The organism is Streptosporangium sp. NPDC000396, assembly GCF_042898655.1.
Taxonomy (GTDB): domain Bacteria; phylum Actinomycetota; class Actinomycetes; order Streptosporangiales; family Streptosporangiaceae; genus Streptosporangium.
In genome coordinates, this window is record NZ_JBIAZA010000019.1 from 60,943 (window position 1) to 77,340 (window position 16,398).

The following is a 16,398-nucleotide window of genomic DNA, read 5'->3' on the forward strand; positions in this document are numbered from 1 at the left end:
CTCGATGTGGTTCGTCCACGTGCCCGCAGAGGCATGACCGTGCCGCACCCGCTGGAATTACCTGACAAATGTAGAAATCAGCTGGTGGCGACCACCAGGCGGCTCTCCTGCGGATTTGAGGTAGGGCCAGCCCTACCTTCCTCGCCGGCCCCGCCTGCGCTTCGCAGGCCGGACGAAGCCCGCGAAGGTCCGCACGGAGCAGGCCGTTACGGGGCCCCGGTCCGTCCGGTACGGCTACCGCATCCGGAACTCCACCCAAAAACGCACGAACCAATATTCATTCCGTTTTGTCAGATGGGTGTGATAAAAATCTGCGGACTTTAACGGGGATCATCGCAGCATCCCCGCCCCCTCGACTGGGAGACGTTTAATGCGCCACCCGATCTCCAAGATCGCCGCCTTTGCCCTGGCCGCTCCGCTCGCGGGCACGATGCTGTTCGCGGCGCCGGCCTCGGCTGCTCCCGCCAAGGCCCCCGCCTCGGCCGTCAAGAAGGCCGACGACCCGTACTCGGTTTTCGACATCAAGGCGAATGCCTCCAAGACGGTCCGCCCCGGCGGAAAGATCAGTTACAGCATCAAGGCCACGAACACCGGTCCGTACACCTCCGACGCAGGCGACTATTTCGTCGTGGCCTACGTCCCCAAGGCCGTCAGCATCAGCGGCAAGTGGTCCTACCAGGGACCCGACAAGAGCGAATGCATATCCGAGGAGCAGATCGTGGTCTGCGCCGTGGACAAGGACCTCGAGGTCAAAGACTCCATATCGTTCAGCTTCCAGTTCAAGGTCGGCAAGGCCGCCAAGGGCACGCTGAAGACCTCCCTCGGCGTGGTGGCCTACGACGTGCCCACCGGCGCGGAGAACCTGAGCCGGGACGAGCTTGAGCGCATCGGCATCAAGAGCTGGTTCTTCGGCAAGGAGCACCGCACGCGCGTCGTGCGCTGACCACGCACAGCCGAGAGCCCTCGCCTCACGGGGAGAGGGCTCTCGCCGTTCGCCCTGCGGATGCCTTCGCACTCGCGAGATGTAATGAAATGTCATGAGATGTGCGGACAGCCTCATATGCGCTGGCCCCGTCCGCAGGGCAGGATTCCTTCCATGAGCATTTCCGGGCACCGCGCGGTCCATGGCTGAACTCAGGGTCCTCCTGGCCGAGGACCATTACCTGGTGCGAGAGGGCACCCGCCAGCTTCTGGAGGCCTCCGGGGAGATCAGCGTGGTGGCGGCCGTGGGCACCGCCGACGAGCTGCTCGACGCCGCCCGGCGGCTCCGGCCCGACGTGGTGGTCACCGACATCCGGATGCCCGGTTCGGCCGAACTGGTGCGCGCGGGCATGGAAGGCATCGACGCCGCGCACCGGATCCGAGCCACCTCTCGGGACATCGGAATCGTGGTGCTCTCCCAGTTCTCCGACGCGATGTTCGCACTGGACCTGTTCAGGGACGGCACCGAGGGGCGGGCATACCTTCTCAAGGACCGGGTCGGGGACATCGACGAGCTGCTCGGGGCGATCCGCTCCGTGGCCGCGGGCGGGTCGGTGATCGACCCCAAGGTGGTGGAGGGCCTGCTGGCCAGGCGCGAGGTGCGCGACGGCCCGCCGCCCGCCGACCTGACGCCACGGGAACTGGACGTGCTCCGGGAGATGGCGCACGGCCTGTCCAACGGCGGCATCGCCCGGACCCTGCATCTGTCGATCTCCGCGATCGAGAAACACGTGAACTCGATCTTCCTGAAGCTGGCGCTGGAGAACAGCCCCGACACCCACCGCCGGGTGGCGGCCGTCATCGCCTACCTCGGGCCGCGGTGACGGGGACCCTTCAGGGACAGGCGCACGCCTTGCGCCAGGATGCCGACCGGGCCAGGGCTCAACCGGGCAGAGGTTTCGACCGCGTGCTCCTCGCCGGACGACCCGCCCGTTCGAGCGGTGCCGGACGGCCCCGCACTCGGGCAGTGCCAGACGGCTCCGCGTTCAGGCGGCCACCCGGACGTCGTGCGCGGCCGGGGCTATCACCACGGAAGCGATCGAGGACTCCGCCGCCCACGCCAGGGACCTGCGGTCACGGGCCTGGACGGGGGGCAGCAGCGTCACTTCCACGGTCAGCCGCCGTATCGCGGCCACCCTCTGGATCGAGGCCGCCAGGCTGTCGTCACCGACATAGGCGGCCCCGGTGACCGGGGTGCCGTCCGGCCCCAGGTATCTGATCGCCACAGGCCGGACCGGGGCTCCGGCGTCCAGTGCCGCCTGGAACACCGCCGGCCGGAAAGGGCCCATCTCCCGGCCGCACCAGGTGGTGCCTTCGGGGAAGGCCGCCACCGGGTGCCCCTCTCCGAGCGCCCTGGCCACCGTGCCGACCACCTCGGGCAGCGCGGACAGCCGATCCCTGTCGATGAACAGCGCACCCGCGCCGGTCGCCAGCCCGCCGATCACCGGCCAGCCCCGGACCTCCCGCTTGGTCAGCAGGCGGCACGGCAGCACGGCGGCCATGATGAGCGGGTCCAGCCAGGACACGTGGTTGGCCACGATCAACGGGGCCGCCTCGGGAACGGAGGCGACGCGCAGCCCGGCGGCCGAACCGGCCAGGAAGGCGAAGCCCTGACGCACCTCGATCCGGATGCCGAGGGCCCGCAGCGCCAGCCGGGACCAGGCGCTCGTCAGCCATACCCGCCTCGCCGTACCGGACACCCGGGCGATGAGCGCGAGAACCGTGCCGATGAGGACCATCAGCGCGACGGCGGCCAGCCGCAGGGCCCGGCGGAGCCAGGCCGCCCTCGGGGTGGAGGACGTCAGGCAGGTGGCGGGCCCACAGGGCGCCATCGGGAGCCACGGGTTCACGTCAGCTCTCCCAGGAAGTGCCGCAGGTAGCGGGGGTGGACGTCGGCCATGGAAAGCAGCACGAAGAAATCGGCCACGCTGAAGTCGGGATCGTAGGCGGGCGGGCCGCAGACCCACGCGCCCAGCCGGATGTACCCCCGCAGCAGAGGGGGTATCACGCCGCGCCCGGTGCTCTGCCCACCGTGCCAGGGACGGTGCGGGGTGACGCGGTACTCCGGCGGTGAGAGCGGCAGCCGGTTCATGATCCCCGCCGCCTCGGCGACCGGCACCGAGCAGCACCCGGCCAGCCAGTCGTACCCTCCGGCGACCATGTATCGCGCGATACCGGCCCACATCAGCCCGACCACCGCGCCGCGCCGGTGGTCGGCGTGCACGCAGGCCCGGCCCGCCTCGACCATGTTCGCCCGGATACCGGCCAGCGCGCCCAGGTCGAATTCGGAATCGGAGTAGAACCGGTCGGCCCGGCGGGGGGTGAGCAGCCGGTAGGTGCCGACGACCTCGCCCGTGTCGCCGTGCCGTACCAGCAGATGATCGCAGTAGGCGTCGAGCGGGTCGACGTCCAGACCGGTGATGGGGGTGTTCAGCCGAGCGCCCATCTCCTCGGCGAACACCTGATGGCGCAGGCGCTGGGCCTCCCGCACGTCGGCAGCGGTACTGGCCAGCTCGACGGTGTAGCGAGCGACACGTGGCTCTGCGGGGATGGTCGTCATGACTTCATGAAGACAGTCGCAGGTGACACGGGACGGGAGGGGACCGCGAACTTCAGGCGTCCGGATGATGAACCGCATTCACGACCGTTTCCGGAGGCAAGTAGCGTAGGCATCGATGAACCAGCGCACGCTTCTGATCACGCTGACGGGCCCGGACCGACCAGGAGTCACCTCGCGGCTCTTCTCCGTTCTGGCCGGTTTCCCCGTCGTCGTCGCCGACATCGAACAGGTCGTCATCCGCGGCCGGCTCACCCTCGGCGTCCTCGTCGCCTACTCGGGCGACACCTCCACCGGTACCGGCGGCACCCTCGGCGCCCTGTGGACCGCGGTCGAGCGGACCGCCGGGGATCTGGGTCTGGAGGTGGAGCTGTCCACCGGATCCGACCATCACGAGAAGCGGCGGCGCGGGCGGCTGCACGTCACCGTGCTCGGCGCCCCCTTGCAGCCCGCCGCGATGGCCGGCATCGCGGGCCGGATCGCCGCGGCCGGCGCCAACATCGACCGGATCGAGCGGCTGTCCAGCTACCCGGTGACCTGCATCGAGCTGGCCGTCTCCGGCGCCGACCCGGACGCGCTCCGGGCCGAGCTGGCCGCCGAGGCGCACACGCAGCAGGTGGACGTGGCCGTGCAGCGGACCGGTCTGCACCGCAGGGCCAAGCGGCTGATCGTGATGGACGTGGACTCCACGCTCATCCAGGCCGAGGTGATCGAGCTGCTGGCCGCGCACGCGGGCTGCCTGGAGGAGGTCGCCCGGGTCACCGAGGAGGCGATGCGGGGCGAGCTCGACTTCGCCGAGTCACTGCGCCGCCGGGTCGCGCTGCTGGAGGGCCTCCCCGAGGAGACCTTCGAGAAGGTCCGCAAGGAGCTGGTGCTCACTCCCGGCGCCCGCACGCTGGTACGGACGCTCAAGCGGCTCGACTACCGGTTCGCGATCGTCAGCGGGGGGTTCACCCAGCTCACCGACGCCCTCGTCGAGGACCTCGGGATCGACTACTCCGCGGCCAACACCCTGGAGGTCGTGAACGGCGTGCTCACCGGACGAGTCGTCGGCGAGATCGTCGACCGTGCCGGCAAGGCGCGGGCGCTGGAGCGCTTCGCCCTGGAGGCGGGCATCCCGATCAGCCAGACCGTGGCCATCGGCGACGGCGCCAACGACCTGGACATGATCGCGGCCGCCGGTCTGGGCATCGCGTTCAACGCCAAGCCGGTGGTCCGCAAGGCCGCCGACACCGCGCTCAACGTGCCCTATCTCGACTCGATCCTCTACCTGCTCGGCATCCCGCGTGCCGAGGTCGAGGCCGCCGACGCGGAAGACGGCGTCAGCACCGCGGAGCGCTGAGCGAGGCCAGCCGGACGGCCTCGGCGCTGAGCCCCTTCAGAGGCGGTTGCGCGGCGGCGGCGTGCCTGATCCCCTTGCGCACCGCGGTCATCCGGTCGGCCGCGCCCTCGGCCACCTCTCCCAACCGGCGCTCGGCCAGCATGTCCACGTGCTCGCCCAGCTCGTCGAGGACGCGGTCGAGATCGTCGGGCGGCGCCTCGGGGCGTCCCGTCTCGACCGCTTCGGCGATCTTCTCCAGCCGGTCGGCGACCATGTCGAGGATGGTCACCGTGGGCCCGGAGTCCTCCGTGGGAGGCGGTACGGCGAACAGCGCCAGCGCGTTGTCCCGCAGCCGCCGGGCGGCCGTCACCGCGTCCCTGAGCCGCTGCGGCGCGCTGCCCCCCGGCTCCTTGTCCAGCTGGTCCAGGGATCCGGTGAGCCGGTCGGCGGCGTCGGCCGCCTCGGAGATCCTGTCGCGCACCTCGTCGGGATCCTGGTCGACCAGCGAGCGCACCAGCTCCGCGTGTCCTTCGAGCATGTCCACGAGCCTGCCGTTCAGGCTGGCCCGGTGCCCCCTGGGCCACAGCAGGCGGGCGAACAGCAGCGCCAGCGCCCCTCCCGCGATCGTGAGGGCCACCCGGGCTGCCGCCGCACCCCAGTCGAGCGGCAGGGCGAAGTCCGACAGCATCAGCGACAGCGGCGTGGAGAAGACCGCCCAATAGCCGTAGCTGGCTCCCCGGAACGCGAACCCCGGCACCGCGCAGGCCGCGATGAACAGGACCAGATACAGCGGATCGGGCGCGACCGCGAGCACGATCGCCGCGCCTGCCGCGCCCACGGCCGTACCCACCACCCGCAGCACCACCCGGTCCACCGTGTCGCGGTAGGCCGGGCGGAGGCTGACGATCACGGTCACCACGAACCACTTGGCGTAGTGCTCATGGGTCAGCAGCATCAGCGCCATGGCCGCGGTCACCGCCAGGCCCAGCCGTACCGGGTGGCGGCCCGGAGAGAAAACCGGCTTGCGCGGCCGCCCGAACCTCGGCAGGCGCGGCCCGACCTCGACCCCTTCGGCCGTCTGCTGCGCGATCGACCTCACCGCCATCCCGATCCTGTCCAGGCATCGGCGGATCTGCCCGAGCAGCGCCGTCGCGGGCAGCGGCGCGTCACCCGTGTGAGCGGCCCCGCGGACCTCTCTCACCCGGTCGGCGAACCGGCCGATGGCGGCCAGCGCCTCCGACGCCGCGGCCGGGTTGCCGGAGATCACGGCCTCCCGCAGCGCGTGCGCCTGCGCCTCGACGGCCTCGGCCAGTTCCTCGGTCCACTCCACTCCCGTGCCCGCCTTCTCAGCCGCCGTCCGCAGCACATGAAGCGCGACGGCCTCCTGGAGGACACGGCTCAGCCTGGTCAGCAACCGCTCCAGAGCCCGGTCGTCCTCCTCCGAGACGCGGTAGAGGGAGAAAGCCTTCGCCGCCTCGTTCAGCGCGGTGACAGCGTCACGGCGCAGCCGCTCCCAGCTCTCGTCGGACAGCGGAGCCCCGCCGCTGGCGGCCAGCAGGTCGGCGACCGCCGTACCGGCCTCCTCCAGGGCCGCACGAAGCGGCTGGAGACGGCGCACCGGCCACAGCAGCACCACCAGCAGCGCCACCAGCAGGCCACCGGCCGCCGTGACCGCGATGTGAACCGGCACGCCGATGTTCACGGGAGCGAAATAGGTGAGGGCCACGGCGAGCACCGTGGAGATGCTGATCACCTGCCAGTAGGCCCCCGCCGTGGCGACCAGGCCCACCACGACGACGCCGAGCCACGGATACGGCTGGATCAGCCGGCCGAGACCGACCCCGAGCGTGACCATGAGCGCGCTGACGAACAGCTTGCGGGTGCGCTCCCCGTACGGCAGGCCCGGCGCGTCGCCGAAGGCGGTGAGATAGCCTCCCAGGGCCATCGCGGCGCCCTCGTGGGGACGGCCCAGGAAGAGGCCGAGCAGCAGCGGAAGGCACACACCCAGGGCGCACAGCAGGCCGTACCCCCAGGCGGGGCGGCGGGCGACCAGGAAGTCGCCGTGCAACGCCCTGGCGATCCTCCTCATGCCACCCTCCCGGAGCCGCCGGCGACGGGGGTGTGGCCCTCCCCCGCGTTCCGGCGCTCAGTGCTCCCTGTGCTCCCTGTGCTCCTTGTGCTCTTTGTGCTCCTTGGGACTCCAGCGGACGACGCTGCGCCCCGCGTCGAGCTCGGCCCACTCGTCCTCGGTCTCGATGACGGCGAACGCGCCGGGTGGGAAGCCGGGATCGTCGTCCCTCGTGGTGAGGGCGAGGACCAGTTCGTGGACGCCGGGATTGTGACCGACCAGCATCAGCGTGCGGACCTCTGGATCGCTGCGCCGGATCAGGTCGAGCAGCTCATCGAAGTAGGCCTCGTAGATGTCCGGCTCGAACACGATGTCCGCGCCGGGCAGAGCCAGCTTGGCGGTCTGCTTGGTCCGCTTCGACGGAGAACAGAGCACCAGGTCAGGCTGGAGGCTCATGCTCGTGAGCTGCTTGCCGACCCTGCGGGCGTCGTGTTCGCCGCGCTCGGTCAGAGGGCGCTCGCGATCGGCGACGCCGAGAATGTGGGCGGCCTTGGCGTGCCGGAGCACGATCAGCGTGCGCGTCATCACCGTGCCGCCCACATGGCGACCGCCACGATCACCGCGAACACCGCGACCATCGCCAGCAGGATCAAAACGAGCGTTCTGCCTCCGGAGGGCTGCTGTTCCATACGGCCCAGTTTCCCACCGGAGTGCCTCGCACACGCGAAAGGGGTGTACGGCCGCGGGCACGCAGGAGGGGACGCGGGACCTCGCACACACGCGGGGATGTACAGCCATCGCACACGCAGGGGTGTGCGGCCCCGGACATGCGAAAGGGGCGCACGAGACCGTGCGCCCCTTTCATCGGACCCCGGTCAGTGCGAGATCGGCTCTCGCTCGCGGTCCACGTTGCTCTCCTCGGTCGGAGCGATGCTCGCCGACCGGCGCTTGGAGACGACCACCGCGCCGATGACGATGGCGACCGCGACCACGGTGACGCCGATCCGCAGCGCCACGTTGTCGGCGTAGGTCACCACGGCCGGAGCGATCAGCAGTGCCACCAGGTTCATCACCTTGAGCAGCGGGTTGATCGCCGGGCCGGCGGTGTCCTTGAACGGGTCGCCGACGGTGTCACCGATGATGGTGGCCTCGTGGGCGTCCGACCCCTTGCCTCCGTGATGCCCGTCCTCGACCAGCTTCTTGGCGTTGTCCCAGGCACCGCCGGAGTTGGCCAGGAAGACCGCCATCAGCGTGCCGCAGGCGATGGCGCCGGCGAGGAAGGCGCCGAGCGGCGCGTAGCCGAGGGCGAAGCCGACGGCGATCGGGGTGAGCACGGCGAGCAGGCCGGGCGTGGCCAGTTCCCGCAGCGAGTCGCGGGTGCAGATGTCCACGACCCTGCCGTAGTCGGGCAGCTCCGTGCCGTTCATGATCCCCGGCTTCGTGCGGAACTGCTCGCGCACCTCGAAGACGACCCGTCCGGCGGCACGGCCGACCGCCATGATGGCCAGTCCGGAGAACATGAACACCACCGCGGCGCCGACGATCAGGCCGACGAGCACGTTCGGGGAGTCGACACTCAGGCTGAACGTGCCGAACGAGCCCAGCACGTCCTTCACGCTCTGGGTCGCGTTGACCAGCTGGGTCTCGATCGCCGTCCGGAACGCGCCGAACAGCGCGGTCGCGGCGAGCACGGCCGTGGCGATCGCGATGCCCTTGGTGATGGCCTTGGTGGTGTTGCCCACGGCGTCCAGCGACGTGAGCACCCGGGCGCCCTCGCCCTCGACGTCACCGGACATCTCGGCGATGCCCTGGGCGTTGTCGGAGACCGGGCCGAAGGTGTCCATTGACACGATCACGCCGACCGTGGTGAGCAGGCCGGTGCCGGCCAGGGCCACGGCGAACAGGGCGATGGTGACGTTGCCGAAGCCGAGCAGGAACGCCCCGTAGACGGCGGCGCCGATGATCAGAGCCGAGTAGACCGCCGACTCCAGGCCGACGCTGATGCCCGACAGGATGACCGTGGCGGGGCCGGTGCGGGAGCTCTCCCCGATGTCCTTCACCGGACGGCGGTTCGTCTCGGTGAAGTAGCCCGTGAGGATCTGGATCGCGCTCGCCAGCACCAGGCCGATGAGCACCGCCCCGATGGCGATCAGGCGCGGGTCGGAGGTGAGCGCGGCGATCTCCGGGCTCACGCCGCTCAGCCCGGCGAAGCTGCTCGGCAGGTAGGTGAAGGCGGCCACGGAGACGAGGACCGCCGAGATCACGGCGGAGATGAAGAAACCGCGGTTGATCGCGGCCATGCCGGAGCGGTCTCCGCTTCGGGGAGAGGTGGTGAAGATGCCGATGACGGCCGTGATCACACCGATCATCGGCACGATCAGCGGGAACACCAGGCCCTCGGTGCCGAAGGCCACCTTGCCCAGGATGAGGCTGGCGACGAGAGTGACCGCGTAGGACTCGAACAGGTCCGCGGCCATGCCCGCGCAGTCACCCACGTTGTCGCCCACGTTGTCGGCGATGGTGGCGGCGTTGCGCGGGTCGTCCTCGGGGATGCCCTGCTCGACCTTGCCGACCAGGTCGGCACCGACGTCGGCGGCCTTGGTGAAGATGCCGCCGCCGACTCGCATGAACATGGCGAGCAACGCGGCGCCGAAGCCGAAGCCCTCCAGCACGGCCGGGGCGTCACCCCCGTAGACGATCACCACGAGAGCGGCGCCCAGCAGGCCCAGACCGACAGTGATCATGCCGGCCACGCCGCCGGTGCGGAAGGCGATCCGCATCGCGACCTTCTCGCCCGACTCACGGGCGGCCGCGGCGACGCGGACGTTTCCGCGGACCGCGAGCCACATGCCGATGAAGCCCGTCAGCGCGGAGAACACCGCGCCGACCACGAAGAAGACCGATCGGCCGATCCCCACGCCGGTCGACTCGGCGGGGAGGAGGTACAGCAGGAAGGGGATCAGAACGACGAACAACGCGAGCGTCCGGAACTGCCGCGTCAAATACGCGGAGGCTCCTTGTTGGACGGCTCGCGCGATGTCCTGCATACGCTTGGTGCCTTGACCGGCGGCGAGCACTTCCCGCACGAGAACGCCGGCGACGGCGAGTGCGAGCAGGGCCACGACGGCCACCACGATCACGATGTTGAAATGGGAACCGCTCAGGGACACCGCTGGTTCATCAGCGGCGAGGTGGAGCACAGTCATCCGACTCTCCTCGGCAAGACGGGATCACGTCCTGCCCGGAGTGCGCTGCGGTTGGTGGTCGGCGGTTGGAGCGGCGCACGTCCGGGTCTTGGCAGTGCCGCTTCCGGTTGCGTCCGCAGACCTCCCGCGGAATCAAGCCCGTTCAGGGGCCGCTCCGAAGGACAAACCTTGGCCGGTTCCGGGAGTCTACGCAGCGACGACGCGGATATGAAGCCTCTGCGCGTGGCCAATTAACGGCGCGTCTAGCGATCCTTGACAGGCCGGCCTGCTTATCGGGTCATTTGCCCTGTCACGATGGGCACTACAACCCCATTTCCCGCCCATTTCGGTCTGTATATATTAAATTTATATTTTGGCCGAAAATATGTTCCCATAGACAGCAGCCGGGCGCGTCTCAGCGGACGCGCCCGGCTGCCGAAGTTCTTACCGCTGGTCAGACCGGAGACAGACCATTGGTCGCCGCGGGCCAGCTCATGCGGATGCACATACCCTTCTGGCTCGGGTAAACCTGGACGTCATCGGCCAGACCCACGATGACCGCAATGCCGAATCCGGACATCAAGGTGTCGGGGAGCTGGCCGAGCGGATCATCGATGCGTAACAGGCCGTGATCCTGCTCCAGCTCATCACTCGGGGCCGAGTCCGTCACGGTCACCTCGAACCGCCCCAGGTCATCACGCAGCTCGATGCGGATCGGCTCTCCCGGGCAGTGGAGGCGGTGCGCCTCGACGGCCCGGGAGCACGCCTCACCGACGGCGAGCCGTACCTCGTCCAGCAGCGACTCCTCCACACCGGTGCGCCTGGCGATCGCCGTGGCCACCAGCCGTGCAGTGCGCACGTGAGCGGGAAGCGCGCTGAACGTCAGCTCGACGGTAGCCATGACTTACTTGTCTCGACCGTGGGCTTCCTTGGCCTCGTCGACCGAGGCGTAGATTCCGAAGACCTTGGTCAGTCCGGTGATCCGGAAGATCTTCAGAATGCGCTCCTGGGTGCAGACCAGCTCCAGGGAGCCATCGTGCGCCCGAACTCGCTTGAGCCCGCCGACCAGGACACCAAGGCCCGTCGAGTCAAGGAAGTCGACCTTCTCCATGTTGACGAGCAGGTGGAAGTTTCCCTTGTTGACCAGGTCGATCAGGAGCTCACGCAATCTGGGCGCGGTGTAGACATCGATCTCACCCTCGACCTCGACGATGGTGAGACGGTCCTCGGAATGGTGGTCCAACTTCAGATCCACAGATCCTCCAGCGCCTTGCCTGCGAAAGTACCGATTCAGGCGTGACTCCTGGGACCGGGTGGCCCCCAGACGACAAGCCCCGACGCGCGGCATTCAACCATGCGTACGCTCAGTGTCTATACGAAATCACGATTCCCGGCGACTCTGCCCACAGATGCGAGACTGGAAACCAGTGACTCCGCCCTCTTCCTCATCAGCCCGAGCCGGTTCGGCACTCACTTACTTGCTCGGCGTTCCCGCACGTCGTGAACGTGTCACCCATGTGGAGCATGTTCCAGCACGTCAAGCAGGTCAAGTCCGTTGGCCGGACTGGGTCGACGAACGGCTGGTTACGCGCTGGGCGAACCAGGGCATTTCAGGCCTGTGGCCACATCAGGCAAAGACGGCCGAACTGGTACATCGTGGTCAAAACGTGATCATTGCCACAGGGACCGCATCGGGAAAGTCCCTTTCCTACCTGGTCCCGGCCGTCTCCTCCGTGCTCGACGGCGGGACGATCCTCTATCTGACGCCCACCAAGGCACTGGCCGCCGACCAGCTCCGCGCCCTGAACGATCTCGACGTCCCCGAGCTCCGCGCGGCCACCTTCGACGGTGACACGTCCTTCGAGGAACGAGACTGGGTCCGCAAGCACGCCAACTACGTCCTGACCAACCCGGACATGCTCCACCGCACCCTGCTGCCCCGCCACGCCCAGTGGTCGGCCTTCTGGCGGCGGTTGCGGATGGTCGTGGTGGACGAATGCCACGGCTACCGGGGCGTGTTCGGCTCCCACGTGGCGCAGATCCTGCGCCGCCTGCGCCGGATCTGCGCGCGGTACGGCTCCAGCCCGGTCTTCCTGCTCTCCTCGGCCACCGCCAGCGAACCCACGACCTTTGGGATGCGCCTGACAGGCCTCCAGATGGCCGAGGTGACCACGGACGCCTCTCCTCGGGGGGCGATCACCATCGCCCTGTGGGAGCCGCCTCTGACGGATCTGCGCGGCGAAGGAGGCGCACCCCTGCGCCGCCCCGCCACCGCCGAGAGCGCCGACCTCCTCGCGGACCTCGTCATGGCCGACATCCGCACCCTGGCCTTCGTCCGCTCCCGCCGCGCCGCCGAATCCGTGGCCCTCAACACCCGGGCCAAACTCCAGGACCTCGTCTTCGAAGCGGAAGCACCGGCGGATCTGCCGGACAGGGTCGCGGCCTACCGGGCCGGATACCTGGCGGAGGACCGCCGGAGGCTGGAGAAGGAGTTCCGGTCGGGGAGCCTTCTCGGGCTGGCGACGACGAACGCGCTGGAGCTCGGAGTCGACGTGTCCGGGCTGGACGCCGTGCTCATCGCGGGATGGCCGGGGACCCGCGCGTCGCTCTGGCAGCAGGCCGGACGGGCGGGCCGAGCGGGGCAGGACGCGCTGGCCGTACTGATCGCCAGGGACGATCCCCTGGACACCTATCTCGTCCACCATCCCGAGGCCCTGTTCGGCCGGCCCGTCGAGGCGATCGTGCTCGATCCCGACAACCCCTATGTGCTGGGTCCGCACCTGTGCGCCGCCGCCGCCGAAATCCCGCTCACGCAGGATGACCTGGAAGTCTTCGGCCCGGCCACCAAGGAGGTGCTCGCCGGCCTGGTCGAGGGGGGCATGCTCCGGGAACGCGCCGCGGGCTGGTTCTGGACCAAACGGGAACGGGCCACCGACCTCGCCGACATCCGGGGCGCGGGCAACGCGCCGATCCAGGTCGTGGAGGCGTCCACCGGGCAACTGCTCGGCACCGTGGACGAGCCCTCGGCCCACACGACCGTTCACACCGGCGCCGTCTACGTCCACCAAGGGGAGACGTTCCTGGTCGTCGAGCTCGATCTGGAGATGGGGGTCGCCCTTGTCGAGGCCGGTGCCCCCGACTACACGACCTTTGCCAGAGACATCACCGACATCTCGGTGCTTGAGTCTCTCCGCTCACAGCCTCTCGGCCCGGGAGAGCTCCATTTCGGCTCGGTGGAGGTCACCCGCCAGGTCGTGTCCTACCTCAAGCGCCGCGCCCAGAGCGGCGAACTCCTCGGCGACGAGCCTCTCGAACTTCCTCCCCGCACGCTGCGTACTCGCGCGGTCTGGTGGACGCTGCCCACCTCGGCGATCGCCCCCTTGGCCGAAGACGGCCTGGACCTCGGCGGAGCCGCCCACGCGGCGGAACACGCCTCCATCGGCCTGCTACCGCTCTTCGCGACCTGCGACCGCTGGGACATCGGCGGGGTCTCCACCGAGCTCCACCCCGACACCGGACGGCTCACCGTCTTCGTCTACGACGGCCACGAAGGCGGTGCCGGTTTCGCCGAGCGGGGCTACGCCCGCGCTCTCGACTGGCTCACGGCCACCCGCGAGGCCATCGCCTCCTGCGAGTGCGAACGCGGCTGCCCGTCCTGCATCCAGTCACCCAAGTGCGGCAACGGCAACGAACCTCTGGACAAGGCCGGAGCCCTGCAGCTCCTGGCCGTCCTGCTCTCCATCGACCACACGGAAGCATGCTCGAAGAGCACCACCGCCCAGCCGCCAACCCCAGCCCACGAGCCCATGAGGCCGTGAGGTCTTTGAGGCCGTGAGGTCTTTGAGGCGTATGGGCACGATCGAAGGTGCGTCCGTGATTCCGCGCGCGAAAAGTGGGCCACCCTCCAGCGAGTTCTGGTCCCAGTTAGTGATCTTCGATGGTGTCGGTATGCGTGAAATTTGACTCCATTTGTTGATCGTGGACGCCTTGCTCACGCGTTAATTCCGGCCCCACCCGGAACCGATCAAGGGCAGCGGCGCCAGTCCGGTCTGTGGACTCAAGGACTGCCGTCCCCGAGCCCCTGCCAGGCGAAAGCACAGCCCGCCCAGCGGGGCGTGGGGGCTGGCATCGTGCAGGGCGGGCAACGCCCTCGCGCCGGACCACGGCGTTTGAGGGGGACCGCCAAGATAAGCCGGAAAGGGAAAACATCCTGTTCAGAAGGGTGTGCGGTGGGGGCGGCGGGGTGCCGCCGGGTCGTGTTCGGCGGTGATGCGGGCCGAGCTCTTCTCACCCCGCTTGACGTGAAAGCCGAGGCTGCCCAGGTGGGCGCCGCCGACGAGCCGACCGCCACATGAACTCGAAGAGTGAGGACGTCACGGCCGGCGGGCCGTACAGAAGTGCACACCGGGCTCTTCGGGAGCCGGGGATCTTCCAAACCGCAGGACCTTTAGAAATGCCCCCAGAATTCCGGACATGGACGTAGATGACCGATGATCCAGTTAAGGAGACCGGATGGGAGCCGATCCCCGTAGCCGGTTCGTGGAGATCTACGAATCCGCCTACGAACCCATACTCGGGTACGTCCTGCGCCGCTGCCCGCACCCGGAGGACGCCGCCGACGTGGTGGCCGAGACGTTCACCATCGCGTGGCGGCGCATCGAGGAGCTGCCCGAGGGCGACGAGGCGAGGCTGTGGCTGTACGGCGTGGCGCGCCGGGTGCTCGCCAACCATCGGCGCGGTGAGCGGCGCCACGAACAGCGTACGGCGGCGCTGCGCGAGCGACTCGCCGCCTCCCCTGTGCTGGCCCGCCCGCCGGAGGACGAGCTATCTCAAATGGGGCGGGTCTTCCGCGACCTGCCCGACGACGACCGGGAACTGCTCTGCCTGGTCGCCTGGGAGAAGCTCGACCACGGGCAGATCGCTCGCATGCTCGGCGTCTCCCGCAACGCAGTACGGATCAGGCTCTACCGCGCCCGCAAGCGTTTCGCTCGGGGCCTGGCGAAAGCCGGGATCGACCATCCTCATGCCGTCGCCCTGGAAGGGAGCCTGCTGTGAACCTCACCGATCTCGCCCGCGTGCGCGACAAGGACCTCTCCGGAGAGACGTCCGCGCCGGAGGCTCAGGCGCTCATGCACGCGATCATGTCCGAGGAGCGGGAACCCGTCACTCTGGCACGGCCCCGCCGCAACGTCCGCCGGGGGCTGGTACCGGGCTTCGCCGCCGCGGCGACGGCCGCGGCGGTCGCCGTCGGCACCGGTCTGGTCGGCGGTCCGGTGACCAGTTACGCCAACGCTGCCGTCTCCATCAAGAAGACCGATGGGTACTTCAGCGTGAACATCACCGACCCTACGGCCGACCGCCGCAGCTTCGAGGAGGCGTTCCGGGCGGTGGGACTGAACGTCACGGTCAAGGTGATTCCGGTGGCGCCGTCCGATGTCGGGCAGCTGATCGGCCCCATCGTCCCAGACGGCTTCAAGTGGCACGGCAGCATCGGCAGGCAGGAGATCAAGCCGTGTCCGTCGGTGTTCTGCGCCAAGGTGTGGATGCCCGCCGACTTTCCCGGGCGGGTGGTGTTCGGCGTCGGCCGCCCCGCCAAGCCGGGCGAGCCGTACGCCGACGAAAGTCCCGTCGACCCGGAGGGCGGCGATGAGGCCCTGTCCGGGTACACCAGTCATGGCAAGACGGTGGCGGATGTGCGGGCCGAGCTGGGCCGTCGCGGACTGAAGGTGGGCTACCGGCTGCTCTGGAAGTACGAGGACGACGGCCACGACGGCATCTCGTGGTTCGACGAGGCCGCGCCGGCCAGCCGGATCGAGGACGACTGGATCGTGGCGTCCACCCGCTTCCACAGTTCCGACACCGTCGACCTGTATGTGACCCCCGGCAAGGACGCGGGCCCCGCTCCCAGCCCACACCCCGAACCGCAGTGGTACGACATGCCGGACTGAGCCCGCAGCAGGGGGCGGCACCCGGTTCCAGCCAAGGCGTTGCCTCTTCCGGTCTATCTTGGCTATCCCTCTTGAAATCTGCGCGGGCCCCACATGATGCGTCTCGAGGTGGGGCCAGTTCAGGCCGTCATGACCAGGCCGGGTTGTGCTGGAGGTCAGGCGAGGTTGGTGTGCCGGGTTTGTGATCGGGCGAGCCGGTAGGAGCGGGTGCCGGTGTTGATGATGGCGGCGTCGAAGGTGAGGCGGTCGACGAAACGGCTTGGTCATGGCAACACCCTTCGAGCCAGGTGTTGCGACGAGATCTAGAGCCTAAGCGCGTAAGTGGGGCCAGCTCTCAG

13 protein-coding genes are annotated in these 16,398 nt (G+C 69.1%); 6 read left to right on the forward strand and 7 right to left on the reverse strand.

Features of this window, described 5'->3' with window-relative positions:
• Positions 1 to 370 precede the first annotated feature (370 nt).
• Together ACFY2X_RS28565 and ACFY2X_RS28570 are read left to right on the forward strand one after the other, a co-directional pair.
• A complete protein-coding gene (locus ACFY2X_RS28565) occupies positions 371 to 943 on the forward strand; it encodes a hypothetical protein (RefSeq protein ID WP_389943750.1) in 573 nt (190 codons plus the stop codon).
• Positions 944 to 1,124: 181 nt separating this feature from the next.
• Positions 1,125 to 1,805, forward strand: a complete 681-nt coding sequence (locus tag ACFY2X_RS28570; RefSeq protein WP_389943753.1) for a response regulator — start codon at positions 1,125 to 1,127, stop codon at positions 1,803 to 1,805.
• Between the two features lie 162 nt (positions 1,806 to 1,967).
• On the opposite strand, the gene ACFY2X_RS28575 is transcribed toward ACFY2X_RS28570, so the two are convergent.
• A complete protein-coding gene (locus tag ACFY2X_RS28575; protein WP_389943756.1) occupies positions 1,968 to 2,831 on the reverse strand; it encodes a lysophospholipid acyltransferase family protein in 864 nt (287 codons plus the stop codon).
• Positions 2,828 to 3,541, reverse strand: coding sequence for a GNAT family N-acetyltransferase (locus ACFY2X_RS28580; protein ID WP_389943758.1), 714 nt, complete (start codon positions 3,539 to 3,541; stop codon positions 2,828 to 2,830). The genes ACFY2X_RS28575 and ACFY2X_RS28580 overlap by 4 nt, the downstream gene beginning before the upstream one ends.
• A gap of 115 nt (positions 3,542 to 3,656) precedes the next feature.
• Between ACFY2X_RS28580 and serB the strand changes: the two genes are divergently transcribed.
• Positions 3,657 to 4,880 (forward strand): phosphoserine phosphatase SerB, encoded by a 1,224-nt coding sequence (gene serB / locus ACFY2X_RS28585; RefSeq protein WP_389943760.1) that lies wholly within the window; start codon positions 3,657 to 3,659, stop codon positions 4,878 to 4,880.
• On the opposite strand, the gene ACFY2X_RS28590 is transcribed toward serB, so the two are convergent.
• From ACFY2X_RS28590 to ACFY2X_RS28610, 5 genes are all read right to left on the reverse strand, one after another.
• Positions 4,861 to 6,948, reverse strand: coding sequence for an FUSC family protein (locus ACFY2X_RS28590; protein ID WP_389943763.1), 2,088 nt, complete (start codon positions 6,946 to 6,948; stop codon positions 4,861 to 4,863). The genes serB and ACFY2X_RS28590 overlap by 20 nt on opposite strands.
• 57 nt (positions 6,949 to 7,005) lie before the next feature.
• A complete protein-coding gene (locus tag ACFY2X_RS28595; RefSeq protein WP_389943766.1) occupies positions 7,006 to 7,512 on the reverse strand; it encodes a SixA phosphatase family protein in 507 nt (168 codons plus the stop codon).
• Positions 7,513 to 7,802: 290 nt separating this feature from the next.
• Positions 7,803 to 10,133 carry a sodium-translocating pyrophosphatase gene (locus ACFY2X_RS28600; protein WP_389943769.1) on the reverse strand — a complete coding sequence of 777 codons (2,331 nt, stop codon included), beginning with the start codon at positions 10,131 to 10,133 and terminating at the stop codon, positions 7,803 to 7,805.
• A gap of 433 nt (positions 10,134 to 10,566) precedes the next feature.
• Entirely contained in the window at positions 10,567 to 11,013 is a 447-nt protein-coding gene (locus ACFY2X_RS28605) for an ATP-binding protein (RefSeq protein WP_389943772.1), read from the reverse strand.
• Positions 11,014 to 11,016: 3 nt separating this feature from the next.
• Positions 11,017 to 11,367 (reverse strand): STAS domain-containing protein, encoded by a 351-nt coding sequence (locus tag ACFY2X_RS28610; protein ID WP_030916965.1) that lies wholly within the window; start codon positions 11,365 to 11,367, stop codon positions 11,017 to 11,019.
• 58 nt (positions 11,368 to 11,425) lie between these two features.
• Here ACFY2X_RS28610 and ACFY2X_RS28615 point away from each other — a divergent pair, with 58 nt between their 5' ends.
• From ACFY2X_RS28615 to ACFY2X_RS28625, 3 genes are all read left to right on the forward strand, one after another.
• Entirely contained in the window at positions 11,426 to 13,930 is a 2,505-nt protein-coding gene (locus ACFY2X_RS28615; protein ID WP_389943775.1) for a DEAD/DEAH box helicase, read from the forward strand.
• 694 nt (positions 13,931 to 14,624) lie between these two features.
• A complete protein-coding gene (locus ACFY2X_RS28620; protein WP_389943778.1) occupies positions 14,625 to 15,167 on the forward strand; it encodes an RNA polymerase sigma factor in 543 nt (180 codons plus the stop codon).
• Positions 15,164 to 16,060 carry a hypothetical protein gene (locus ACFY2X_RS28625; RefSeq protein WP_389943781.1) on the forward strand — a complete coding sequence of 299 codons (897 nt, stop codon included), beginning with the start codon at positions 15,164 to 15,166 and terminating at the stop codon, positions 16,058 to 16,060. Before ACFY2X_RS28620 ends, ACFY2X_RS28625 begins: the two co-directional genes overlap by 4 nt.
• Positions 16,061 to 16,398 lie beyond the last annotated feature (338 nt).